This window comes from Chitinophaga sp. RCC_12 (genome assembly GCF_041360695.1).
GTDB lineage: Bacteria > Bacteroidota > Bacteroidia > Chitinophagales > Chitinophagaceae > Chitinophaga.
This window is the reverse complement of the sequence record NZ_JBFUPS010000001.1, coordinates 737,863-763,645: the sequence shown is the minus strand read 5'-3', so window position 1 is coordinate 763,645 and position 25,783 is coordinate 737,863. Positions and strand designations below refer to the sequence as shown.

The following is a 25,783-nucleotide window of genomic DNA, read 5'->3' as shown; positions in this document are numbered from 1 at the left end:
GATCTGGCATATGGAGCAGAGAATAATAATAAGCAGTTTTAAAAGGCAGATAGATAAAACGAAAAAAGAAGGAGTAAGTCAGGACGAAATCCATCAATATTATGATCTGATAAAGCAAAGCATCCAGGACGATATCAAAGACGGTTTTAAGGAAACAATTGCACGGAATCTCACAATAGGAATTGGAGTGCATTCCGGCGAATATCCTAAACATTTGATCTTGAATGATAGAAAAGAAGGATGGATGTTTATCACCCGTTATCTGTTGTGGCAGCAGCACATTTTACAAAAACTTTTTTCTTATAAAGAAGTAACGTCAAGGTCAGTAGGGCCAATTATCGGCTTAGCGGTTCTTTGGAATATGAACGATCTTGCGAAGCGCTCAAGAGACTATTTCCAATTGCTTTTTGAAGAGGATAAGGAAAAATATGAGCAAAAGGAAACGCATCATTTATTCATGGCGATCTTGTATGATTTAAACAAAACAAAAGAAATCAACCAGCAGCTGTATGCAGCTTTGCCGGAAGAGAATATTTATAAAAAGTTTTTGGATAATTGGTCAACAACAGATGAAAAGCCATTAAGCGGATTGCTTTTGGAGCTTTGTGATTTTCATATCTACAGCTCATTGGATTTAAAAGATAAATTCTCTGAGATCCTTTCGTTAAATTATATTCCATATGAAATCAGATTGATTGAAAAGATCAGAAATGGGCAGGGACTGATGAATGTTGAAATCGATCACCTGTTATTGAAAACGCAATTAGCGGACATCCCTGATGCTCCTTATGAATGGGATCTGTCAAAAGATGAGGTGTATCAGTTTTTACTAAAGAGAGAATAGTAGCTATGGTAATTCAATTCTGACCAGCATGAAAATTATTTATATAATTCCTGTTGCCGCGATACTGTTTTTGCTGTACTATGTGATATCAGATAACAGCGCCGGAGCGGAGAATGAACTCCCAAAAAGATTTGTGCAATACTAACCTTTTGATAGCTTGAAATCAATTAATAGTGGAGGGGCGACAATGAGCTTGTTGTTTGAAAGTACAGAAAATATTGAGTTTTGTTTAACACCCGAAAGCAACGTTATTATTTCCACCGTTCCAGACAAAAAAGAGAAAGACTTTTTTAAGATCAGCCCGGCAGGTCATGTAACTGATTCGTTAAAAATAAATGCCCGCCCTGAGGATATTGCATTTTTAAAGGGGTTCATTATAGATAAAGAGATGAACCGATACTATAAATGGAGCTTTAACAGTAGTAAATCACCTGTTGAAATTACCGGTCAGAATGCTGATTTTAAATGGGATACAGAAAAGCAAAGAAAACAGCTTGTTGAAATAGCTGAAAAATCAAAAGCGGTCTGTATAGATTATAAATATAACGCTCCTGCACCTCAAAAAGCAGTTGGTGAAGCCCTGCAAACTACCCAGGTGGTTACTGGTCATTAAAACACCGTGCATCAAATACCGGTACTTTCAAAAAATAAAACAGGGAAAAGTTCGTTTTTCGGGCGGAGGTGGCAATGCCGCTGGCCATTCGGAAATGCTCTTTCAGGGAAACCTATATACGGATGTGGTTTTTAAAAAAGATACGCTCAGGCTGAAAGAGTTTATGTACCTCAATGAAGAATGGCATACCTCGAATGTTGAGATAGATGGAAAAAACATTGGTGCGCTTTCTAAAAATAGGGAACAACCGGTAGAAAGGATTAATGGCTACATGTATTATTCAAATGAAAGATTACAGTATGCACTGTTTACCAATAATGATAAGAAGATCTATCTGATTAAATAGTGTCCTTTGCATGGTAAAAGAGAAAATCAAATAAATTAAACATGAAAGCAAAGCTTATTGTATTTGTGGCTATCCTTATCTTAACCTCGGTGAAAACCTTTGCTGGCTGGTATCGTACCTACAATTATACAGGGTTTATTGACAGATATCCGGTTACTTTATCGTTTCAGGTTAAAGATGGGTATTTTGGTGAGCCTGCAAGAAAAAGCTATAATATTATCGGGGTTTATAAATACAATAACGTTAATACTCCTATAAGACTTGAGGGAATTTTTGACGAAAACACTAAAGCGGTTCAAATGTATGAAATTAGGCCTAATGACAAGGTTTCTGCTACTTTTCAACTCAATTTTTCAACTCAAAAATTAGCGGGCACCTGGAGCAATGGAAAAAGTAAATTGAAGGTTGATCTCCAGCTTGTGGACAAACTGAGTGATCTGTCAGATGAGGAGTTTGATAATATCGAGATCCTTCAGTTTCCATCTTTGAAGCATTACTATTTTATCGGCATTTATGTTAAAAAGAGCAAATCTACCGAGGCACACATGCGTGCATTGAAAATCGTAAATAAGGGGAATAATAAAATCTTTCAAACACTTAATTTCGAAAATATTGAGACGCCCACAGGCAATGTCATGACCATTATCTATGATAACATTACGACAGGCAAAGGCAATGATTTTCTTGTTTCAAATCAGATTGGGAGGGTGGGCGGATACCTCCGTGTGGATTATAATGAGAAAGAGAAACAATTTATTTTAAATCCGGAGCCGGTTGCAGAGGGGGTAAATAGTGTAAAACAGCCTTACTCAACATTTCCAAAAATGGTAACGCTGCGCCATAATCCAATTCATCATATTCAAGTCCCAGTAATCTAATGTTGCTGTAGTATTCCTGGTGATGCTGGTAGTAGTACTTTTCTGATTGTATAAACCATGCCTTGGGACCAAGGTGCTGAGCAAGAAACCATTTTTCAAGTAATCTCCCGCTTCTGCCATTACCGTCATTCCAGGGGTGTATTTTTACAAATACAAGGTGAATCATGCTCGCGAAATAAAATGCAGCCGATATATCAAGTTGGTGCTGTAAAAGGGTAGAAATGTCCTCGTATAACTTGTCCATTTCGGAATTAACGAGAAAAGGAGATGCCGCTACATATTCAATCCTGCCCTCATCAGTCGTGACATACATGTTTTGATTTCTGAAGCGTCCCAGCCAGCTTTTAGCTACAATGTGTTTGGCTAGTATAGTATGAGCTTTGGGAATATTTTCTTTGTCAGGAATACTTTCTTTGGCAAACTGGTAGGCGAGATACAGGTCATCAATCTTTCTTGTATAATCTGGCGAAAATTCAATGCCAAATCTTTTGTGTTTGATATATGAGTCCAGCTCGATGGTTTCTCCTTCTATTTTACTTGAATATACAGATGCTACCGAGGTATAAAAACTGAAATCAGATGTGGATAATTCTGCATCTTCTAGCCTTGAAAAAGCATCCGACAATACCTTTGCATCAATTTCTTTACTGAAACTCTCCAATAAATCACCTTTTAATATTTGAAGCTGGTAAGTATTCATGTGATGTAAAGAATGGTTAAATAAAATCAGATTTGTAATAGTTTGAATATAGCGATTCTACTACAAACAAAAAAGCCGCTCTTATAGGAGCGGCTTTCTTGAATTTAGCCTTGATGCATTGTACCCCGGAACGGAGTTGAACCGTCACTCGCATTGCTGCGAACGGGATTTTAAGTCCCGCGTGTCTACCAATTCCACCACCAGGGTCTGTAGGGAATAATCAGAGCGAAAGACCGGGCTCGAACCGGCCACCCCGACCTTGGCAAGGTCGTGCTCTACCAAATGAGCTACTTTCGCATTATTAATAAGAACTTTTTTTGTTGGGATTGCAAAGATAGGAATCTTTTTGAAGCTGCAAAATTTTTTTAACGTTGAATTAAAATATTTTACGAATGCCTTTTTTTTAAACTGCATCAAGGATTCAGCTCATAGCCGTATTTCACCATCCCTAACAACTCTTTCCCTTTGCCATAGCACGTTTCACTCAAAGGTAATCCATTCGGCTGATATTCATACTGCCAGATTGTATACGACGACGTTTGTGCGTTAACGGTAGTCATCTTCACCAGCTTTCCCTGCGCATTATACTCAAAAATATAGTCCGGTAACATACGCTTCTTCGCAGGCTGATAACGGTACACATCTGTGAGCCGCCCCGCCTTGTCGTAGTTATAGTAGATCTTCGTGCCACGACGTGTATCCAGCTCTTCAATCACATTCCCCGCACTGTCGGTTTTAAACGCTACCACCGTGGAGTCCCCACCCTTACGCTGTATCAGCTCTTGTAACCGTCCCGCCGTATCATAACGGTACGTCCGGCTTTCATCAAAACGAAGCTTGCTGTCGCGCGCAATAGAAGTGCTGCTGATATATTGCAGCCGCCCACCTTCGTCGTAACGGTACTGCGTGGTAGTCACACTCGCACCGGAACTGTCCAGGGTTTTGGTCAGCTGCCCCTTGGCAGAAAACGTAGAAATCATAGCCGAATAACCGGTGGAGCTGGACTGAGTCTGCGCCCTCATCTGCCGGTACGTGGGATTCAGGTTGCGTTCACAACGGAAGTCCCGGTCCGGCTGCATATCTGCATCCAGCGTCAGCACCTGCTGCGTTTTTACCTTGTTTCCCTTTAGCAGCGCCATAGTCGCTACCGTTTGCTGCGTGTTGTAAATGTCCTGGAAGTAATATTGACTAAAACCCCTGGCCACAAATGCCAGTATACTCAGTGCCAGTAGGATCGTTTTCTTCATGCCCGTAAAATCGCTGATTTTTGAATGTTCAAAGGTAAAACGCAAAAATCATATTAAAATTTTTTAACCGGACCTTATCCGGCTATAATTCGTCATTTCTTTTTTATCTTGCCTGCTGTTACAACCAAAAATATCTAAATCTCTTGAAATCACAACCTTTACGTAAGGAGAAAAATTGCCTGAACTGCGGCACAGAAGTCCCTGAACGGTATTGCACGCACTGCGGACAGGAAAATACCGTACCACATGAAACATTCACCCACCTCGTTAAACACTTCGTGGCAGATATCTTTCATTACGATTCCCAGTTCCTCACCACCCTCAAATACCTGCTTTTCAGACCAGGATTCCTTTCCCGGGAATATATGGCTGGCAAAAGAGTACGCTACGTCAACCCGATAAAATTATACGTCTTTATATCCTTCGTTTTCTTTTTTGGCCTGTTTACATTGCAACACGGCAACGAAAAGGAATCCGGCGAATTCGTTACGGAACGCCCCCTGGCCCAGGTAAACAACGGCGATAACGTAAAAACAGGCATTGAAACCCTGGACCAGGCCCTCTCTGATTCTTCTCCCACCAGTATAAAGAAGAATATGAACCGCTATCATACCGTGGAAGAATTTGATGCGGCGCAACGGCAATTGCCGGACTCGGCACGCCTTCACGGCGCAGAAAAGTCGGTATACCGGCGGATTATCGGTGTGCGCCAGAAATATGGAGAAGACTCCAAAAAGGCCATTATTGAAATGTTCAACCATAATGTGCCCAAGTTGATGTTTGTCCTGCTGCCGCTTTTTGCCCTGTTCATGACATGGATGTACCGCAAACAGAAAAAATGGCTGTATGCCGACCACGCCATTTTTGCCATCCACCTGCATTCCTTTAGCTTTATTATCGGCCTCACCGGGCTTCTCCTGGAATTTATTTTCCATAACGATATCTTTATGACCATAGGCTGGTGGATCATCTTTATTTACCTGGTGCTGGCGCTGTGGAATAACTACCGGCAAAGCTTCAGGAAATCCCTGCTGAAAGGTATTGTACTGAGCATAGCTTATGGCATGTCAACAGGCATCGTATTCCTCATCTACATTTTACTGATGTTTATGATATTTCTTTAACTTTAAAAGATGCAACCGGAATTTATTATCATACACCAGCAAGTGGCGCCCTATGTTGCCCACATCCAATTAAACCGCCCAAAAGAACTGAATGCATTAAACCTGCAACTCATGAGCGAACTAAGAGACGCCCTCAAAGCCCTGGATGCGGACGATGAAGTGCGGGTAATCGTTCTCAGCGGTAACGAAAAAGCTTTCGCCGCAGGCGCCGATATTAAACAAATGGCCGGGAAATCGGCCATAGACATGTATAATATCGATCAGTTCAGCACCTGGGACACTATCAAAAAAATAAAGAAACCCATTATAGCCGCCGTTAGCGGCTTCGCCCTGGGTGGCGGCTGCGAACTCATGATGCTCTGCGATATGATCGTAGCCAGCGAAACAGCCCGCTTCGGACAACCGGAAATAAAACTCGGCGTAATGCCTGGCGCCGGCGGTACCCAGCGCCTAACCCGCGCTGTGGGAAAAGCCCTCGCCATGGAAATGGTGCTCACCGGCCGCTTTATTACGGCGGAAGAAGCACTCCGGGCCGGACTTATTAACCGTATCGTGCCCGTGGAACTGTTCCTGCAGGAAGCCATAAAACTGGCCGCGGAAACAGCCGCCATGAGCCCGGTAGCCCTTAAAATGGCCAAAGAAGCCGTTTTAAAAACTTTTGACACCAGCCTGGAAGAAGGATTACATTTTGAACGTAAAAATTTTTATCTTCTCTTTGCATCTGAAGATCAGAAGGAAGGCATGCAGGCGTTTATTGAAAAAAGACCTCCTGTATTTAAGGGCAAATAGCCCTGAACTTTATTGAAAACCATTATTTTTAATATGTGACTTGTTAACCTTCCACTGATAAATAATGCTGTTAACTGCCGGGAAAAGTGGTACCCGGTAGTTGTTGTTCGCCCCCTTTAGTATCACAAAAAAAATTTAACCATGAGTGCGAGAAGGATTCCTGTTGCATCACTTTTATCGCTCACTATCTGCGCGTTTGCATGTAATAGCCCCGCCCAGAAAGTAAGGGCGATTGTACTGGCCGACCAGTCTAACCTGCCACCAACCGATACCATGATCGCTGGTGGCGATACTATCCAGACAGACATGGTCGCTTCCTGGAACAGTTTCCTGCAATTCGATGGCAAATACGCCATGGAAAGCGGTCTTTTTGAAGCCGAGCCACTGAAAAGCAGGCTTAACGCACTGATAGGTAAAGCCCGCAAATCTTTTTTTGAAAGATTAAAAGTAACGCCACCCATAGAAGTGGAAAATAAAATACTTTTTAACGAAGGATATATGCCCGGAAAATCAGGCTACGATGAAGCTGTTATTGCCATAGATATGGACCGGGACATCATTTATATCGGCTTCACCGTGAACAGAAGTCTCATGCTCTTCAGCGAAAAAGGAGATACCGACTACCCGGAAAAATTCCTGCAATGGATGCAGAAATATGAACGCTGAAAGAAAGAAGGAAGACCACCGGCCTTCCTTCTTTCTTTATCTTAATTATCAAACTTATTCTTCAACGCGGCCAGCTTCGCCTGGAAGTCGTTCAGCGGCGCCTCTTTAGCCGCCGGCTTATTCACTTTCTTCTGCTGATGCGGCTGCTCGCCACGGGGCTCCCTTCTGGCTCCCTGCTGCTGGGAACCGCCGCCACCGCCTTTCTCGTTGTCTTTCATCGATAGTGAAATACGCTTACGCGCCACATCAATTTCCAGCACCGTTACCTGCACCTTCTGATTCAGTTTAACCGCTTCATTAGGATTGCTGATAAATTTATTGGAGAGATGGGAAATATGCACCAGCCCATCCTGCTTTACACCAATATCCACAAATGCACCAAAAGCAGTAATGTTGGTCACCACGCCCGGCAATACCATCCCCGGCTTCACATCTTCCATCTTATGAATGCCTTCGGCATATTCAAAAATAGAGATCTCGTCGCGCGGATCACGGCTAGGCTTGGCCAGCTCCTTCAGGATATCTTCCAAAGTCAGTAAACCTACTTCGGCACTCACATAATCCTTTGGGTTAATTTGCTTACGCAGCTCTTCTTTGCCCATCAGATCCTGTACAGTACTGTGTTGTTTGGCCGCCATTTCCCTGATCAGGTCATAACGCTCCGGATGTACCGCTGAATTATCCAACGGGTTATCGCCATTCTCAATACGCAAAAAGCCCGCGCACTGCTCAAACGCCTTATCTCCCAAACGGTGCACTTTCTTCAGCTGCATACGGTTGCTGAATGCGCCGTTTTCTTTACGGTACTTTACAATGTTCTCCGCAAGGGAAGGGCCCAAACCGGAAATATACGCCAGCAGGTGCTTGGATGCCGTGTTCAGGTTCACACCCACATTATTCACACAGCTCACCACCACACGGTCCAGGCTCTGTTTCAACGACGACTGGTTCACATCATGCTGGTACTGTCCCACACCAATAGCTTTCGGATCTATCTTCACCAGTTCGGCCAGCGGATCTATCAGCCTGCGGCCAATAGAAATAGCGCCACGCACCGTTACATCATGTTCCGGGAACTCCTCACGGGCCACTTCTGAAGCAGAATATACAGATGCGCCACTTTCATTCACCATAAACACATTGATCTTTTTGCCAAAATCAATCTTCTTTACAAACTCCTCTGTTTCACGGCCCGCCGTACCATTGCCCACGGCAATAGCTTCTGTATCATATTTAGCTGCCCACTTCTTCAGCAGGGCTTCTGCATCATCTCTCTTGTAATTTTTTTCCAGCGGGAAAATAACATCGTTGTCCAGCATATTGCCTTGGTTATCCAACGCTACTATTTTACAACCTGTTCTGTAACCCGGGTCAATGGCAATAACGCCCTTAGGCCCCAGCGGCGCTGCCAGCAACAGCTGACGGAGGTTTTCCGCAAATACTTCAATCGCTTCCTGGTCCGCTTTTTCTTTTGCAGCCGTCCGGAACTCATTCTCCAGGGAAGGACGCAGCAAACGCTTGTAAGCATCTGCCGCCGCTTTGGTTACCTGCTCTGCGGCCTTGCCTTTACCGGTCACAAATTGTTTGCTGATCAGCGCATTGGCATCTTCCTCTACCGGCGCAATAGAGCTGAACAGGATACCCTCGTGCTCCGCACGTAATATCGCCAGCACCCGGTGGGAAGGCATCTCCCGCAGATCTTCTGAAAACTCGAAATAGTCTTTATATTTATCGCCTTCGGCTTCTTTTCCTTCTACTACTTTAGACGTAAGCTTGCCGGTATTGGCAAATAATTTACGTAGCTTATCACGGCACTCCGCATTTTCATTGATCCACTCCGCAATAATATCACGCGCACCTTTCAACGCCTCTTCAGACGTAGCTACCTGCTCATTGATAAATGTTTCCGCCGCCGAAATATCACCGTCCTGTTGCTCAAACAGCAGGGTAGCCAACGGTTCCAGGCCTTTTTCAATGGCCACTGTGGCACGGGTTTTACGCTTAGGCTTGTAAGGCAGGTAAATGTCTTCCAGCTCTGCCAGCACCCAGGTGTTTTCTATTTTGGATAATAATTCAGGCGTCATTTTTTCCTGCTCAGTGATCGTTTTGATAATAAAATCACGACGGTCATCCACCTCCTTGTAACGCTTCTGCAGGTCTTCAATACGGCCTATCTGCACCTCATCCAGACTTCCCGTTACCTCTTTACGGTAACGACTGATGAATGGAACCGTTGAGCCTTCAGATAACAGGGCCATGGTGTTTTCTGCCTGTTTACCGGAAATACCCAACTCCGATGAAATAAGCGCAATGTGTTTCGGATTCATAAATCAATACATTTTGGGATTTTTTGATTGCCAGATGCCAGGTTTTGTAATCACAATAGTTACAAAAATTAGCATCTCCAAACCATGAAATCGCTACCATTTAATAGCTCGCAAATGTAACTAAAATGGCCTTTTTACCAAGAAAAAGTATTCCCCATTTTTACACGTCTGCATTTGGTTCTCCCGACCCGTTCCTGCCCGGAATCATCTATGAATATCAAAATCCCCAAATGATCCCTATTTTTACAAAATATGGAAAAGACAGCTACATTTGATCGCCTCCTGCAGATCATGGACGATTTAAGGGAAAAGTGCCCCTGGGACCGCAAGCAAACCATTCAAACGCTTCGTCAGCTCACCATCGAGGAAACCTATGAGCTGGCCGATGCCATCACCGATGAAGACTGGAAGTCCATCAAAGAAGAACTCGGGGATATCCTCCTCCATATCGTGTTCTACGCCAAAATAGGCTCGGAACAGCAAAAATTTGATATAAACGACGTGATAAACGGCGTATGCGATAAACTCATCCACCGCCATCCGCACATTTATGGCGATGTAAAAGCCGATACGGAAGACCAGGTAAAGCAAAACTGGGAAAAACTTAAACTGAAAGAAGGAAAAAAATCCGTGCTCAGTGGCGTTCCGCTGTCGCTCCCCGCCCTTGTTAAAGCCATGCGCCTCCAGGAAAAAGCCAAACAAACCGGCTTCGAATGGGATAATACCGCACAGGTATGGGATAAGGTAAAAGAAGAAGTAAATGAACTGGAAGCAGCAGTGGGCAGCGGGAATATAAATGATATGGAAGATGAATTCGGCGACGTGATGTTCTCTTTGGTGAACTATTCCAGGTTCCTCAATATCGACGCGGAAAATGCCCTCGAGCGTACCAATAAAAAGTTCCAGCGCCGGTTCCAGGCAATGGAAGTACTGGCACTGGAACAAGGCCGTACCCTCAACGATATGACCTTAACGGAAATGGATACACTCTGGAATAAGGTGAAAGCCACAGAGCAATTATAAATCGTTCCTTAATACACCCGCATTGATCGATACTAAAGAAATACGGCTTTTTTTCCTGCGACATGGCTATCTCCTGATCATTGCAGCCTGGTTGTTTACCTTCGCCTTCCTGTTCAGTAACTACTGGTCGTACTACTCGTCCCCGCAAGGCGTGAAGCGCAGCATGGAAAAGAGTATCCACCAACGCGAAAAAACATTCGAAAAACTCGTTAAAGATACCGGCCTCACCGGCTCCCTCCTCCGGCGCAGCTACGACCAGAAAACACTGGATAAACTCACCGGCATGGAGTACTACCTCTTTGCCTACGATTCCAATAACACCGGCATCTGGCTTACGTTCTGGAATACCAGCCAGGTACAGCCGGATGAATTGCAAGCGTCACTGGAAAACGGCCAGCGGTTCATGAAGCTGAAAAATGGCTATTACGAAGTCATCACCCGGAGGGTGAAATCAGCCCCGGGCCATGCACAATACCTGGTGGCAGCCATTCCCGTCCGCATGGAATATGCCATTAAGAACAACTACCTCGTCAATCACTTTTATGACAAGGAAGAACTGGGAGAGGAGTACAGCATCCTGCGGGAACAACCCGCCCTGGTGGTACCGGAACATATTATCCTGCCGGTAAATAACGGGCAGGGACAAACGCTGTTCTTCCTCGATTACAACACCGGTATGCACGTACATCCCTCCAACAACCTGAGCATATTGCTGCGGGTACTGGGCTGTATCTGCGTACTGATATTCCTCAACCTCTTTGCTACCCTGTTGGCAAAAAGCACCAACCCGCTGTATGGCTTCCTGTTCCTGTTCCTTATCGTGTTCGGAATGCGGGTGCTCAGCTACGTATACCCGTTTCCGTTTAACCTGAAGGAACTCAATATCTTTGATCCCAGGATCTATGCAAAAGATGAAATCTTTTACTCACTCGGTGATCTGCTGATCAACGTATTACTCACCTTCTGGATGGTCCTCTTCTTCCGGGAACACGTAAAAACCATCAACCCGCCGGTGCTCAAAAAAAGATGGGCGCAAAGCGTGGTGATCATCATCGCCAGCCTGATCCTCTATATCGTGGAGCAATTCCTGGCAGACCTCATCCAGAGCCTTGTAATAGATTCCAAGATCTCATTCGATGTTACCAACCCCTTCAGTCTTACAGAATACAGTATCATCTACAGCATCATCGGCTTCATGGTACTGGGCTTTATATCTTTCAGCTTTTTGTTCTTCTCCCAGATCATCAACTACCTGCTGAATGAACTCACCAATTTCCAGTACCGCACCAAATACATTTGGCTGGCGGCAGTAGGGATCATCTGGCTGCTGTTCCGTATCCACAACCCCGAACTGCCGTTTTCGGTTACAATGGTGATCTGGCTGCTGATTTACATCGTGCTGCTCGACTTCCTCGCCGATCGCTTTGAAAGCAGTATGGCCACCGTACCCTTTCTCTTCTGGCTCTTCCTGCTCACCATCACCACCTCCGGTGCACTGGTGCATTATAACAATCATAAGGAGCTGTATGCCCGTCAGAAGCTCGCAGAAGACCTGTCCAAACAAAAGGACCCTTACCTGGAAATGCTGCTGAATGATATCGGTAAAAAGATAGAACATGATGAGGCCATCCAGTTTTTTTTCCAGGACCGCAGCAGCAGGATCCACCGTAAGTCGGCGTTCGACACCCTCCTCCTGCCCAAATACTTCCAGGGCTACCTGAGCCGCTTCCGGGTGAACATTTATGCATATGACGAAAACGGCGCCTCCCTGTTTTCTTCGGATACCGTTAGCTTGTTAACTTTTAACCGGCAGATATTTACCGAATCGGAAGCCTCTCCTGCACTGGTGCCCGGCAACGACCTGTATTATTATGAACGCAGCTTCAACGACTACAGCTATATCGCAAAAAAAGAGTTTCACAACGCCAACGGGGAAGTTACCGGCTGGCTGGTATACACACTGGCGCCAAAACCGGTGAGCAGCGAACGGCTTTATCCGGAACTGCTGGTGGAAGGGGATATGAGCGATCCGGGCCGCGAATACGCAGGCGCTTATTCATTCGCCGTGTATGATAAAGGCATTCTCGTAAGCAATAACAATGACTTCCCGTTCCCGGTCCGTTTATATGCGCATGAACTGCCAGCCGCAGATGTTACCGTAAAATCCATCAAAGGTTATTCAGAACTGATCTACCGCGCCACCCCCGAAAAAGTAGTGATAGTGGTAAAGGAAAACAGGATGTTCGTGGAATTCATCACCCTGTTCGCCTACATGTTCTGCCTGTTCCTGCTCATCATCGCCGTATATAAAGCATTCGACCTGCTCATCAAAGCAAGAATGCGGATCAGCAACCTCCGGGCACTGATCAACATCAGCATCCGCAAAAAAGTACATGGCACCATCATCTTTGTTGTTATTTTCTCTTTCCTGATATTAGGTATCACCACCATCAAATTCTTTATTTACCGCTCGGAAATGCAGAACCGGGAAAGGCTCAGCAAAACCATGAGGGAGGTAGCGAAAGATGTGGAAAAGGTATTGGAAAACCAACGCGACCTGGACCAGGTAGGGGATATGTATGATTCAGAACTGATGAAAAAGCTGTCGGCCTCCCTCTCGGATATCGCCAATGAAAGAGCCCTGGATATTAATATCTACGACCGCGACGGCAACCTGCAGCAAACCACGCAGCCGATGATGACCGATAAAGGTTTGATCTCCACGAAGATAGATCCGCAGGCCTTCTACAGCTTATACCGGTTGGAACAGATCCAGTTTATCCATACAGAATACATTGGGGTGATGCCGTTCCTGTCGGGTTACATGCCGTTGCGCAATCATGATACACATGAAGTGATCGCTTACCTGAACGTTCCTTATTTTGCCACACAAACGGAACTGAACCAGCAGATCTCCAACTTCCTCGTGGCCCTCATCAATTTCAACGCCTTCATTTTCCTCATTGCGGGAATGGTGGCGTTGCTGATCACCAATTCCATCACCCGCTCGTTCTCGCTGGTAACAGAAAAGCTCCGGCACGTAAATCTGGGGCAGCGCAACGATGAAATAGAATGGGATAAGGATGATGAGATCGGCGCGTTAGTAAAAGAATACAATAAAATGGTGCGCAAGCTGGAAGTGAGTGCGGTACGCCTGGCTAAAAGCGAAAGGGAAGGGGCCTGGCGTGAAATGGCGCGGCAGGTAGCCCATGAAATCAAGAACCCGCTCACGCCCATGAAGCTGAGCATTCAATACCTGCAACGCGCTATCGCCGGCGATTCTCCCAATGTAAAGGAGCTGTCGCGCAAAGTAGCCGGCACACTGGTGGAACAGATTGAACACCTGTCTAATATTGCGTCCGACTTCTCGGCCTTTGCCCGCATAGGGGAGCCCAACAATGAAGAATTCCTGCTCAATGAAGTATTGTATTCCCTCACCTCCTTGTACCAGGGGCATGAAGATTGTGAAGTTACCTACATTCAACCCGCACACGATTTTTATGTATTTGCAGATAAAACCCAGATGAACAGGCTGTTCACCAACCTGTTGCTGAACGCCATCCAGGCCATCCCCGACGACCGTAAAGGACAGATCGTGGTACGGCTGCAAATGACGTCCGACAGTCACGTGATCGTGAGCGTATCCGACAACGGCGAAGGCATTTCCACAGAAATCCAATCCCGCATTTTCGTTCCCAACTTCACCACCAAGTCGTCCGGCACCGGCCTGGGACTGGCCATGTGTAAAAATATCGCCGAACAGGCGAGAGGAGAGATCTGGTTCGAAACAAAGCTGAACGAAGGCACTACGTTCTACGTAAAGCTGCCGCTGCGCTAATGCAGCGAATTTTGTCTTTCCCGCTGATTACGCTGATTTTATTGATTTTTTGGATTGACCATTTTTGATTTTAAATGATTTGGGGAGATGTAAGCGGATATATTCGCTCATATCTCCTTGAATATTTTAATCAGTTATAAAATCCAAAAAGTAAAATCAGTAAAATCAGCGTAATCAGTGGGAAAGACAAAACCCGCTTCTATCTACAAAACTCAAAGTAAAATCAAACATAATCAAATCAGCGCCATCAGTATAATCAGCGTAATCCTGCTCCAAGACAATTTATGATCGCCGAAGGCGATCGACGATCCGCATCCGCAAAAAAAAGACGCCCTGGAATACCAGAGCGTCTTCAAAATAATTTCTTGCTGTTTACTGCTGTTGTGCGTCGTCTTTTGCTACAAAGCTTTCTTTAATTTTTTCCAGCAGTTTACTTTCGATCATTTGCTGCGACAGTTGTATCATGTTTTTAAAGGCTGTTTCCTGGGAAATACCATGACCAATAATTACTGGTTTGGAAACGCCTAAAACGGGAGTACCGCCATATGATTCAGAGTCAAATTTCTTCATGTAGTCATCCTGGATATTACGTCTCAGCGCAATTTCATGGAATGATTCGGCCATCTTAAGTACGATGTTTCCGGTAAAGCCTTCGCATACAATTACATCTGCTTTTTCGGAGAGGATATCCCTTCCTTCAATGTTGCCGACGAAATTAATTTGTTTGCTTTCTTTTAACAGCGGGTAAGTTGCCTGCGCAAGCAGGTTGCCTTTGCCTTCTTCTTCGCCGATATTCAGTAAACCAACTTTAGGATTGGGTACCTGAAGAATATGTTTGGAATATAGGGATCCGAGAAGGGCAAATTGTGCCAGGTTTTCAGGTTTGCAGTCGGCGTTGATACCTACGTCAAGCAAGAGGCCGTACGTGCCGTTTTCACGGGGTACCAGAGTAGATATAGTAGGACGTTGCACTCCCTCTATGGCTTTAATGGAATAATAGGTGCCCACCATCATGGCGCCGGTATTACCTGCGCTGATGAAAGCATCTATTTTTTCATTCTTCAATAAATGAAAACCGATAGAGATGGAGGATTGTGGCTTCTCTTTCAGCGCCTTGGTAGGGTGTTCATCCATCCCGATTACCTGGGATGAATGAACAACTGAATATTTTGATTGGTCCAGCTGTGCGGCTGCAATTAAAGGAGCTAACTGTTGTTCGTCTCCAATTAAAACCAGATGCACCTCAGATGCAACAGTGTCTAAATATAATTTTACTCCTTTTACTGCTTCCGTGGGAGCGAAATCGCCACCCATCATATCAAGCCCGATTCTCATGTAACTCAAGGTTTGTTCTTGTTAGCTCGGGTAAAAATAGTAAAATAATTTATTATTTAGCTGCGCTCTGTTTTTCCAACACTACTTTTCCTCTGTAGTACAGTTTGTTTTCCACCCAATGAGCACGGTGTCTCAGGTGCACTTCACCGGTTGCGCTGTCTGTGCTTAATGTATCCGCTACCGCCTTATAATGCGTTCTTCTCTTTGCTGATCTTTGCTGAGAATGTCTGCGTTTAGGATTTGGCATTTTATTTAATTTTTAATTGTCCTTAAATTTATCCAATCCTTTCCAGATTGGGTTATCGTTTTCTTTTGCCTGCTGGTTCATTTGCTCCAGCATTTCAATCACTTTCGGATTACACCCGCTTTTGCCGTCCGCATTGTCGGGATGTATACGTTGCATTGGAATGCTCAGATGGATGAACTCGTATATAAATTCTGCCACGTTCAAATGGCTCTCTGTCTTCAGTATATACGATACATCCGGATCTTCTTCTCCACTTGCCAGCTCTTCCGGATTCTCCACCAGCTTTACTATCTGGTTAAAATCATCCCATAGCTGCATCTCAAAGGGCTCTCCACACCGGTCGCAGGTAACTGTTACCTTACCACCTATCGCAAATTTCAGTAAGAAGAAGTTACTCTTCTTATCTAAAGTGAGATTTACACTCACCTCACAATCACTGAAATCCCTCGGCTCCTCGAAATTATCAAAGAAACGCTCCCCGATAGCATAGTGAAATGAATGTTCCCCTGGGTTTAATCCAACAAAGGCTATATCAAATTCGCGGAGTGGTTTCATATCAATATCCTCACTTTTAGAGGGATGCAAAGGTAATTAAATATTTGCAATTGCAAAAATTTCATAAATTTGTTCACCAACGATATCTTATTTATATATATATTTATATCATAAAATATCAGCCATATTGATGTTGTGGCATCCAGGCGTGAGGCGCAAAGGTACGTAATTAGCTTTTATCTTATACCTGATTTTCACAATTCAACGAATTTATTGAAAACCCGTATCCCCATTCCATCAAAACGATGAAGGCCACAGGAAAATACAGTAAGAAAATAACTGGTAGTACCGGCATGCCATTAAATGGCGCACCGGACCTCTTTTCCCTGCCCATAACCGCCTGGCTCAACAGCACCAGCGCCGGCCTGCTCGTGACCAACGAAAAGCACCGCTGCATATGGGTAAATGACATATTCAGCCGGTATATGGATGGAAATATTCCCCTGAACTGCTCATACCCTGAACTGATCCGCTACCTCAAACCAATGGTAGCCGATTATGTGCCGCTTGAAGCCAAAATGAAATCCCTCCGCCGGGAAAAAAAGCCCTGGTTCGGCTGGGAAGTGCCCTTCCGCAACGGCCACATCTGGGAAATTAACTACCTCCCCGTATTTAACGGCGAAATCTTCAGCGGCAGCATCTGGCAGGCCGTCGATATCACCCGCCGCCACAATGTCCAGGAAGAAATAAAACGCAATGAGGAGAAATTCAGGGTCATCCTCAATAATCTCAACGCCGCCATGTGCGAAACCGACGTAAAAGGCAATATTACCCGCGTATATGAAAGCTTTTGCCGCCTCTCCGGCTATAACGAACAGGAACTCATCGGCAGGAACATCACCGACGTTTTTGTACCGGAAAACAACCGCGCCTTTGCCCGTGCCCTCCGCAAAAAACGCCTCGATGAAAACGTCCCCCTCGTATACGACATGGAAATAAAGCTGAAAGATGGCTCCAACCGCTGGATCCTCGCCAGTTCCACCAATATTTACGACCGCCACGGCAACATCACCGGCGGGGCAGGTATCCACATGGATATCACCGATCAGAAAAAACTGCAGCAGGAACTGGAAACAGCCCGCCGCCAGGCAGAAGAAGCCCAGCGCGCCCAGAAAGATTTTCTCGCCAGCATGAGCCACGAAATCCGCACACCGCTCAATGCCATCATCGGCATGGCACACCTGCTGGAAGAAACCCACCTGGACCCGCAACAACAGGAATACGTCAATATCCTCAAAAATTCCTCCGGCATACTGCTGGGCATTGTCAGCGATATTCTCGATATTTCACGCATAGAAGCCCGCGAAATACAGGTTAACCAACGCGAATTCAACCTCCGTGAACTGATCCAGTCATTACGCAACACTTTTGAACTCAAACTGGGACGCCGCCCCGTTAAAATAACCGCCGAACTGGACGCCGCACTCGATACCTGGCTCATTGGCGACGATGTACTACTGAACCAAATACTAATCAATTTGTTAGGTAATGCAGAGAAGTTCACCAACGAAGGTATCATCGCCATTACCGCTACCCAGGAAAGCTGGCAGGAAAATAAACTCTGGATACGCTTCCGGGTATCTGATACCGGCATCGGCATCAAAAAGGATAAACTGGAACTCATCTTCCGGAGCTACAAACAGGCAGAAGGCGATATCCGCGAGAAATACGGCGGCACAGGCCTGGGACTCGCCATCGTTAAACAACTGGTTGAAATTCAGGGCGGTACCATCACCGTGGAAGAACTCCCCGGCTTTAACACCTGCTTTAGCTTCAATATCCCCTTCCTGGATAGCCGCCGGCCACTCACGGCAAATGCCGGTAAACTGAGCAGGAAATTATTGCAACGCTCATTTGAAGATGCCAGGGTACTGGTAGTGGAAGATAACCAGATGAACCTGCGCTATATCATGAGCCTGCTGGAAAAATATAAGATCAACTACCAGCTCGCCACAAATGGCCCGGATGCCACCTGGTTCCTCGAATCAAGGCAATACGACCTTATCCTCATGGATATCCGTATCCCCGGCATGAATGGCATGGAACTGGCACAAAAAATAAGGGGAGATGAGGAACAACCGAATGTGGCCACGCCGGTAATCGCCACCACCGCCGTGGCAATGGAAAGCACCGCCACCATGGCAAGGGCCGCCGGAATAACAGATATACTCACCAAACCCTATACACCGGATCAGCTATTACAGATTTTTAATAAATATCTCAACGAAGACGAAACAGAACTAATAATGGAAGAAGTGCAGAACTTAAGCGGATTTGAGTTTAACAACGATTTGGATGTCAAGTATCTCACAGATCTCTATGAGAGCAATATTTCCTATGCCGCAGACCTCTTTGAAATTTTTATCAGAACCATCCGGGATGAAATCACCAAACTACAGGTAATGGTGGATAACCACGAATGGGAAGCCATGAAATTCCAGGTACATAAACTAAAACCGAATTTTGCTATGGTAGGCCTCACCTGGATCAGCGCCAAAATGCAGGAACTGGAAAATTATCTGCGCGTCAACCAGGAACTGCACAGCACAGAAATCTGCCGGCTTTTTGATGAAATTCGGGAAGATGTAAACCGCTACTATCCGCTCGTGGAAGAAGAATATGGCAAAATGCGCGATTTTATCGATTCCCCCGGCGAATAATCAATATGATTGCAGCACCTCTTTCATGCTGTTGTAATAACTGCCGCCAAATAAGATGAAATGTACCATCAACGGGTATAACTGGCAAATGCCTATCCGCTGCTGCCACCCCGGCTGCAATGGAAAAGCGGCCTGGTACGCATAATAAAACCGCGTGTCAAAACCACCGAAAAGCCGCGCCATCGCCAGGTCTATTTCCCTGTGACCATAATACACCGCCGGATCAAAAACACTGGCCCGCCCGTTACTCCCCACCATAAAATTACCGGACCACAAATCACCATGCAGCAACGCCGGCGCCTCTGCCGGGAATATCTGCGGCAACCGCCGGCACAACCGCTCTACCTGCTGCACCAGCTGCCGGTCTACCAGCTGCTGGTCATAAGCCATTCGGATCAGTGGCAATAAGCGGTTAAACGCATAAAACACCGGCCAGCTACTGTACGGCGTATTATACTGTTTCAAACTTCCTATATAGTTGGTACCCGCATACCCGTAATGAGGCCGCGTTACACGATGCTGCTTCGCCAGCGAAACGGCAAAGTCGTCCCAGAAATCAGCTACAGCCTGCCCCTTCGTCAAAAACTCCTGCAACAGGTAAGCCCTTCCGTTCACACTCCCGTAACCCAGCGGTCTGGGCGTATGCAGCGCTTTGGCAGCCTGCAACTCCAGTAATCCCGCATACTCCTGCTTAAACATATCCGGGTACTTTCCCGCATCGTTCATCTTGATAAAAAAATACCCCTCGTTGGTGCCTATACGAAAAGATTCGTTAATATCGCCACCATGCACGCTTTTTGCATCATTAATATGTATTTTTACTTTCAAATGTTCGGAAAGTGCTGCGCTTAACTGTTTTTGTAGAATTTCATCTATCATGTTCCGCCACATTATATGGAGACAAAAGTCCGGATTAAAAAGAAAATCGTCCGTATTGTACTAACACTTACGGCTATACTATTGTTAAAAGGATTATTCGCCTGGAGTAACCGCTTCGGCGATTTCTACTTCCATAGGTGGTACGGTTGGAGTAGTGTGGCGTTCAGACAAGTAACAGGTATAGTTCCATTCAGTATTGGCGATGTAATATATACTGCCTGGATTATCGGAGGAATACTCTATTTGTTAAAACTATGTTATAAACTCATCCGCGCACGCTGGGAAGCCCTGGGTTTTCAACTGCTCCGCGGTGTTCAATTCCTGCTGAGTGTGTATCTCGCCTTCCTCGTGCTATGGGGCTTTAACTACGAACGCAACTCACTCACCCGCGATACACACCTTGTTACCGGCACTTATAATACGCAACAGCTTTATCAGTTATCGGATACATTACTGCAACTGGTAAACCTGGAAAAAGCCAACACCGGCGATACCACCGGCATTATGAAAACAGATACCACCGGCAAACCTGTTTTTGAAAGAGCCGTCGCTGCTTACGACGCAGCCGCCAAAACCTGGCCAGCCCTGCGTTATAAAGCACCCAGCATAAAACCTGCTATGTTCGGCCACTGGCTGAACTACCCCGGCGTTACCGGCTACCTTAACCCTTTTACCAACGAAGCACAGGTAAATACCACCGTTCCGGATGTATTGCTGCCATTTGTTTCCTGTCATGAAATTGCACACCAGATAGGGTATGCACCGGAAGAAGAAGCGAACTTTGTAGGTTACCTGGCAGCAACGAGCATTCCGGATAGCCATTTTCGTTATGCCGCCAATTTTGATATGTTCCTTTATAGCGTCCGCCAGCTCGCACTCCGCGATACCACCCTCGCCCGCAACATCTGGAAAAGAGCGCTCCCCGGCGTGAAAGCCGACTATAAAGCTATCATTGATTTTTATGAACCCTATACTGGGAAAGTAGATGCGTATTCCTCCCTGCTGTACGACCGCTACCTCAAAGCCAATAAACAAGAGAAAGGGATCCGCAGCTACAGCGAAGTTACCGGCTGGCTGATTGCCTACTTTAAATTATAACAAATATCAGTTCATCATCAGCACATTTACACTGCGCTGCAAAATATTAAAGGCAATTTCCGCCATCAGGTTTTCACGGTCAAGTGTAGGGTTTACTTCAGTGATTTCAAAACAACAGATCTTACGGTGCTGCATGAACTTGGCAATCAGATCCTCCGCTTCCCGCTCCCTCAGTCCATTACTTACCGGCGTGCCAGTACCCTTGGAAATAGAAGCATCAAGACTATCCACATCAAAAGAAACATAGATGTACTCACAATCACTCAGGTAACGGAACACGGAACGGGAAATATTTTCCGGTCCCTTCCGGCGTACTTCACTGGTAGTGATCACCTTCATACCATATTGCTTGATCAGGTAATCTTCTTCTTTCTCATAATCCCGCAGGGAAATAAATACAATATCCTCCGGAAGCACCTTCGGCGCTATTTTGCCAATGTTTTTCAAAGCATTCCACATTTTGGCAGTATTCTCATCCAGGTCATGCACCTTGCAGTCCATGTTATCTTCCGCAATAGCCGTAGCCAGCGGCATACCATGCATATTACCGGAAGGGGTGGTATAAGGCGTATGCAGATCCGCATGCGCATCTATCCAGATCACGCCCAGCTTGGCTTTGGGATGCGCCATCTTCAGGCCTGCAATCGTTGCGCCGGCAGTACTGTGATCGCCGGAAAGCAATACCGGGAACCAGTTGGCTTTCACCGTTTCACATACGCTTTTGCTGATGCGCTCGTACATGTTAAAAGTACCTTTGATCCTTTTGGCATAGGGCGACTCAATAGGTTCAAACAATAGCTTATTTTCCGTTTCAATGGCCTCGGTGGGGAAGTGTACAAAAAAGTTGCTCATAAAGTCCAGCGCGGCAATCTTAATAGCATCTACACCCAAACTGGCGCCACGCGTACCTGCTCCTATTTCCGATTTTACTTCTATTATTTTAATATTCTTCATAAAAATAGCATTACAGGCAAGCTACAGGATTTTATGTGAACGCCCAAAGCAGCAGAACGTGTAATGGTGAAAAACTTGTATATAATATCTGAATCAAATCCAATACAGTAGCGTTATTGTAGCGATTTGTTCAATATTTCGCCTGTTCTGGTTGACAACGTTGAATTTTAATCGGGCTATTTTTTTAGCTGATGATTTATAAATAATTTGAGTGGATTACCATATAAAATTACAACCATGGACTTTCAATTGACGGAAGAGCATCTGATGATACAAAAGGCAGCACGCGACTTTGCTGTCGCGGAATTACTGCCGGGTGTGATAGAAAGGGATGAACACCAGAAGTTCCCTGCTGAACAGATCAAAAAACTGGGGGAACTCGGCTTCCTGGGCATGATGGTGAGCCCGAAGTATGGTGGGGCAGGACTGGACGCAATCTCATATGTATTGGCAATGGAAGAAATCTCAAAGATAGATGCCTCTGCCTCCGTGGTCATGAGTGTGAATAATTCCCTTGTTTGCTGGGGCCTCGAAGCTTTTGGTACAGAAGAACAAAAACAGAAATACCTGGTGCCCCTGGCTTCCGGGCAGATAATAGGCGCATTTATGCTGAGTGAGCCTGAAGCCGGTTCTGATGCTACCTCCCAGCGTACCATCGCAGAAGATAAAGGAGATCATTACCTGCTCAACGGTACCAAAAACTGGATCACCAACGGTAACTCCGCCAGCGTATACCTGGTGATGGCGCAAACCCATCCTGAAAAGGGAAGTAAAGGTATCAACGCCCTCATCGTGGAAAAAGAAATGCCCGGTATCACTATCGGCGCCAAGGAAAATAAACTCGGCATTCGCGGTAGCGATACCCACAGCGTGATGTTCCAGGACGTAAAAGTGCCAAAGGAAAACAGGATAGGAGAGGACGGCTTCGGGTTTAAATTTGCCATGAAAACCCTCGCCGGCGGCCGTATCGGCATCGCCTCCCAGGCACTCGGCATCGCCAGCGGCGCGTACGAACTGGCTCTGAAATATTCCAAGGAAAGAAAAGCATTTGGTAAAGAAATATCCCAGCACCAGGCCATCCAGTTTAAGCTGGCAGACATGGCCACCCGCATAGAAGGCGCCCGCCTGTTATGCCTCAAAGCCGCCTGGGATAAAGACCAGGACCAGGACTATACTCTCAGCAGCTCTATGGCCAAAGTTTTTGCCTCTGAAACCGCCATGTGGGTAACCACCGAAGCCGTACAGGTTCACGGCGGTTACGGCTACGTTAAAGAATACCACGTGGAACGGCTCATGCGCGACGCCAAGATCACCCAGATCTATGAAGGCACCTCAGAAGTACAACGCATCGTTATCAGCCGGAGCATCTTAGCGTAGATTGCCGCGGAGGTTGTCTTTCTCAGGATTACGCTGATTTTACTGATTTTACTTTTTGGATTTTTTGGATTTTAAAAAGATCAGGGAGATATAAGCGGATATATTCGCTCATATCTCCCTAATATTTTAATCAGTTATAAAATCCAAAAATCCAAAAAGTAAAATCAGTAAAATCAGCGTAATCCTGAGAAAGACAAAATTCGCACTATCTTTGCGCGATGGCAATCAATTTAGCAGCATACCACGAAGTACTCGACCGGCTTCATCCTCATCACGCCCGGCTGGTAGCCGTTTCCAAAACGAAGCCAGTGGAAGATATCGCTGCGTTTTATGCAGCAGGACAAAGGATCTTCGGCGAAAATTACGTACAGGAACTAACAGAAAAACAAACACTTTTACCAGCAGATATAGAATGGCATTTTATTGGTCACCTGCAATCCAATAAGGTGAAATTCATTGCGCCATTTGTACATACAATTCATGCAGTGGATAGTCTTAAACTGTTGCAGGAAATCAATAAACAGGCCGCTAAACATCAGCGTATCATTCATTGCCTGTTACAGGTGCACATTGCAGCAGAAGAAACGAAATTTGGTATGGATACGCAGGAATTACAGCAACTGCTGCAAACATACCAGGCCGGTCCATCCGCTTTTTCACAGGTACGCATTGCCGGCATGATGGGCATGGCTACCAACACTTCCAATGAAACACAGATCCGGGAAGAGTTCCACCAGCTCCGCGAGTTATTCGGATCCGTTAAAACCACTTACTTTAACAACGAAGCGTACTTTAAAGAATTGTCCATTGGCATGAGCGCCGACTATCACCTCGCCCTGCAGGAAGGGAGTACCCTGGTGCGTATTGGCAGCCTGCTCTTTGGCGAAAGGAACTATTCACAAATGTAGTCTCATGAAAAAATTAAGCATCTTCCTGGCAGGTATAAGCCTGGCTTTCACCGCCTGCAATACCGGTCAGTCCACTAAAAACCTTGCCAATGGTGTGTGGCAGGCAAAACTGCACCGCACCGACGGAGCAGACATCGTTTTCAACTTTGAAGTAAAAGATACTACCGCCGGTAAAAAGGTCCTGTACGTGCTGAATGCAACAGATAAATTACTGGTGGATGAAGTGTCTGTAACCGGCGACTCCCTGCTGATTAAAATGCCCTTCTTCGACTCGGAATTCAAAGCGAAGCTCACCTCCGATAGTGCCGCAGAAGGACTTTGGATCAGGCACCTCGCTGATAAGGACGTAAGCATTCCTTTCTCTGCCGTCGCAGGCAAGGCACAACGCTTCGCCGTAAATACACCGGCCACCGCCAACGTATCCGGCCGCTGGGTAACACAGTTCGTATCTGCAAAAGATAAAGACAAAGCCCCTTCCACCGCCATTGGTGAGTTTAAACAATCCGGTAACACTGTGCATGGCACGTTCCTTACCACCACCGGCGACTACCGCTTCCTGGATGGCGTGGTGGACGGCGATACCCTGCGCCTCTCTACCTTCGACGGCTCCCACGCCTACCTGTTTACGGCCCGCGTGGGAAAAGACAGCATCACAGACGGCCGCTTCTTCGCCGGTATCGGCGACGGGCTCGAGTACTGGTCGGCCGTGAAAAATGATACCGCCAAGCTCCCGGACGAAAGAACCATCGCCACCATGAAACCTGGTCAGCAACAACTGGATTTCACTTTCCCCGATCTCAACGGCAACAAGGTGAGTATCAAAGACGACCGCTTCAAAAATAAGGTGGTGATCATCACCCTGATGGGTTCCTGGTGCCCTAATTGCATGGACGAAACCGGCTTCCTCAGCAAATGGTATGAGAAAAACAAAGACCGCGGCGTGGAAGTGATCGGGCTGGCCTACGAACGCACCACCGACTTCGAAAAGTCGAAACATGCGCTGGAAGGCTTCCTGAAACGTTTTGATGTGCACTACCCGGTACTGATCACCGGCGTAACGCCCGCCGATCCTGAGAAAGGAGAGAAAACGCTCCCACAGCTCACTGGCATCAAAGGCTTCCCTACCACTATCTTTATCGATAAAAAAGGGAACGTGCAGGAGGTTCATACCGGCTTTTCCGGTCCCGGAACAGGTGAGCATTATGAACAATTCCAGGCCGACTTTAACCGCCTGGTTTCCAATATGCTGGATGCAAAGTAGACCGGATCAAGTCCACCTCATGTCCGTATCAAGTCCACATCAAGTCCACCTCAAAGGCGTGGATAAAGCATGGATGAAGCGTGTTTAAAGCGTAGTCAAAGCATAATGGAGGTA

General features: G+C 45.9%; 21 protein-coding genes and 2 tRNA genes. 13 read left to right on the top strand and 10 right to left on the bottom strand.

Annotation, left to right across the window (positions count from 1 at the left end; genetic code table 11):
- Nucleotides 1-10: 10 nt before the first annotated feature.
- From AB6805_RS03160 to AB6805_RS03150, 3 genes are all read left to right on the top strand, one after another.
- Entirely contained in the window at nucleotides 11-844 is an 834-nt protein-coding gene (locus tag AB6805_RS03160; RefSeq protein ID WP_370908006.1) for a hypothetical protein, read from the top strand.
- A gap of 157 nt (nucleotides 845-1,001) precedes the next feature.
- The gene (locus AB6805_RS03155; protein WP_370908005.1) at nucleotides 1,002-1,457 is read left to right on the top strand and encodes a hypothetical protein; all 456 of its coding nucleotides are present in this window, start codon (nucleotides 1,002-1,004) and stop codon (nucleotides 1,455-1,457) included.
- Complete coding sequence (locus AB6805_RS03150) at nucleotides 1,417-1,803, top strand: hypothetical protein (protein ID WP_370908004.1); 387 nt, start codon at nucleotides 1,417-1,419, stop codon at nucleotides 1,801-1,803. Before AB6805_RS03155 ends, AB6805_RS03150 begins: the two co-directional genes overlap by 41 nt.
- 753 nt (nucleotides 1,804-2,556) lie before the next feature.
- On the opposite strand, the gene AB6805_RS03145 is transcribed toward AB6805_RS03150, so the two are convergent.
- From AB6805_RS03145 to AB6805_RS03130, 4 genes are all read right to left on the bottom strand, one after another.
- Nucleotides 2,557-3,381 (bottom strand): Fic family protein, encoded by an 825-nt coding sequence (locus AB6805_RS03145; RefSeq protein ID WP_370908003.1) that lies wholly within the window; start codon nucleotides 3,379-3,381, stop codon nucleotides 2,557-2,559.
- A gap of 121 nt (nucleotides 3,382-3,502) precedes the next feature.
- Nucleotides 3,503-3,588 (bottom strand) — tRNA-Leu (locus tag AB6805_RS03140).
- Between the two features lie 17 nt (nucleotides 3,589-3,605).
- A tRNA-Gly gene (locus tag AB6805_RS03135) sits at nucleotides 3,606-3,678 on the bottom strand.
- Nucleotides 3,679-3,794: 116 nt separating this feature from the next.
- Nucleotides 3,795-4,628, bottom strand: a complete 834-nt coding sequence (locus tag AB6805_RS03130) for an RHS repeat domain-containing protein (RefSeq protein WP_370908002.1) — start codon at nucleotides 4,626-4,628, stop codon at nucleotides 3,795-3,797.
- Between the two features lie 143 nt (nucleotides 4,629-4,771).
- Here AB6805_RS03130 and AB6805_RS03125 point away from each other — a divergent pair, with 143 nt between their 5' ends.
- From AB6805_RS03125 to AB6805_RS03115, 3 genes are all read left to right on the top strand, one after another.
- Nucleotides 4,772-5,752: a DUF3667 domain-containing protein gene (locus AB6805_RS03125; protein WP_370908001.1), complete on the top strand. Its 981-nt coding sequence runs from the start codon at nucleotides 4,772-4,774 to the stop codon at nucleotides 5,750-5,752.
- 9 nt (nucleotides 5,753-5,761) lie between these two features.
- Nucleotides 5,762-6,541, top strand: a complete 780-nt coding sequence (locus AB6805_RS03120) for an enoyl-CoA hydratase-related protein (protein WP_370908000.1) — start codon at nucleotides 5,762-5,764, stop codon at nucleotides 6,539-6,541.
- A 141-nt stretch (nucleotides 6,542-6,682) separates the two neighbouring features.
- Nucleotides 6,683-7,207 carry a hypothetical protein gene (locus tag AB6805_RS03115; RefSeq protein ID WP_370907999.1) on the top strand — a complete coding sequence of 175 codons (525 nt, stop codon included), beginning with the start codon at nucleotides 6,683-6,685 and terminating at the stop codon, nucleotides 7,205-7,207.
- A 41-nt stretch (nucleotides 7,208-7,248) separates the two neighbouring features.
- Here AB6805_RS03115 and AB6805_RS03110 read toward each other — a convergent pair whose 3' ends face one another.
- A complete protein-coding gene (locus tag AB6805_RS03110) occupies nucleotides 7,249-9,534 on the bottom strand; it encodes a Tex family protein (protein ID WP_370907998.1) in 2,286 nt (761 codons plus the stop codon).
- 252 nt (nucleotides 9,535-9,786) lie between these two features.
- On the opposite strand from AB6805_RS03110, the gene mazG reads away from it, so the two are divergent.
- Both mazG and AB6805_RS03100 read left to right on the top strand, forming a co-directional pair.
- Nucleotides 9,787-10,557: a nucleoside triphosphate pyrophosphohydrolase gene (gene mazG / locus AB6805_RS03105; protein ID WP_370907997.1), complete on the top strand. Its 771-nt coding sequence runs from the start codon at nucleotides 9,787-9,789 to the stop codon at nucleotides 10,555-10,557.
- 22 nt (nucleotides 10,558-10,579) lie between these two features.
- Nucleotides 10,580-14,395: an ATP-binding protein gene (locus tag AB6805_RS03100; protein WP_370907996.1), complete on the top strand. Its 3,816-nt coding sequence runs from the start codon at nucleotides 10,580-10,582 to the stop codon at nucleotides 14,393-14,395.
- A 372-nt stretch (nucleotides 14,396-14,767) separates the two neighbouring features.
- Here AB6805_RS03100 and plsX read toward each other — a convergent pair whose 3' ends face one another.
- Genes plsX through AB6805_RS03085 form a run of 3 tightly spaced genes read right to left on the bottom strand, consistent with a single transcriptional unit; the run spans nucleotide 14,768 to nucleotide 16,532 of the window.
- Nucleotides 14,768-15,730 carry a phosphate acyltransferase PlsX gene (gene plsX / locus AB6805_RS03095; RefSeq protein WP_370907995.1) on the bottom strand — a complete coding sequence of 321 codons (963 nt, stop codon included), beginning with the start codon at nucleotides 15,728-15,730 and terminating at the stop codon, nucleotides 14,768-14,770.
- Between the two features lie 52 nt (nucleotides 15,731-15,782).
- Nucleotides 15,783-15,977 (bottom strand): 50S ribosomal protein L32, encoded by a 195-nt coding sequence (gene rpmF, locus AB6805_RS03090; RefSeq protein WP_079473289.1) that lies wholly within the window; start codon nucleotides 15,975-15,977, stop codon nucleotides 15,783-15,785.
- 12 nt (nucleotides 15,978-15,989) lie between these two features.
- On the bottom strand, nucleotides 15,990-16,532 hold the full coding sequence (locus AB6805_RS03085; RefSeq protein WP_370907994.1) for a DUF177 domain-containing protein: 543 nt from the start codon (nucleotides 16,530-16,532) through the stop codon (nucleotides 15,990-15,992).
- Between the two features lie 245 nt (nucleotides 16,533-16,777).
- Between AB6805_RS03085 and AB6805_RS03080 the strand changes: the two genes are divergently transcribed.
- Nucleotides 16,778-19,192 (top strand): PAS domain S-box protein, encoded by a 2,415-nt coding sequence (locus tag AB6805_RS03080; protein ID WP_370907993.1) that lies wholly within the window; start codon nucleotides 16,778-16,780, stop codon nucleotides 19,190-19,192.
- On the opposite strand, the gene AB6805_RS03075 is transcribed toward AB6805_RS03080, so the two are convergent.
- Entirely contained in the window at nucleotides 19,193-20,071 is an 879-nt protein-coding gene (locus AB6805_RS03075) for a fructosamine kinase family protein (protein ID WP_370907992.1), read from the bottom strand.
- A gap of 15 nt (nucleotides 20,072-20,086) precedes the next feature.
- Between AB6805_RS03075 and AB6805_RS03070 the strand changes: the two genes are divergently transcribed.
- Nucleotides 20,087-21,169, top strand: coding sequence for a DUF3810 domain-containing protein (locus tag AB6805_RS03070; RefSeq protein ID WP_370907991.1), 1,083 nt, complete (start codon nucleotides 20,087-20,089; stop codon nucleotides 21,167-21,169).
- A gap of 6 nt (nucleotides 21,170-21,175) precedes the next feature.
- Here AB6805_RS03070 and AB6805_RS03065 read toward each other — a convergent pair whose 3' ends face one another.
- Nucleotides 21,176-22,123, bottom strand: coding sequence for an arginase (locus AB6805_RS03065; protein WP_079473296.1), 948 nt, complete (start codon nucleotides 22,121-22,123; stop codon nucleotides 21,176-21,178).
- 237 nt (nucleotides 22,124-22,360) lie between these two features.
- Here AB6805_RS03065 and AB6805_RS03060 point away from each other — a divergent pair, with 237 nt between their 5' ends.
- From AB6805_RS03060 to AB6805_RS03050, 3 genes are all read left to right on the top strand, one after another.
- Nucleotides 22,361-23,500: an acyl-CoA dehydrogenase gene (locus tag AB6805_RS03060; protein WP_370907990.1), complete on the top strand. Its 1,140-nt coding sequence runs from the start codon at nucleotides 22,361-22,363 to the stop codon at nucleotides 23,498-23,500.
- Nucleotides 23,501-23,718: 218 nt separating this feature from the next.
- Complete coding sequence (locus tag AB6805_RS03055; protein ID WP_370907989.1) at nucleotides 23,719-24,408, top strand: YggS family pyridoxal phosphate-dependent enzyme; 690 nt, start codon at nucleotides 23,719-23,721, stop codon at nucleotides 24,406-24,408.
- 4 nt (nucleotides 24,409-24,412) lie between these two features.
- Nucleotides 24,413-25,669, top strand: coding sequence for a TlpA disulfide reductase family protein (locus AB6805_RS03050; protein WP_370907988.1), 1,257 nt, complete (start codon nucleotides 24,413-24,415; stop codon nucleotides 25,667-25,669).
- The last annotated feature ends 114 nt before the right edge of the window (nucleotides 25,670-25,783 follow it).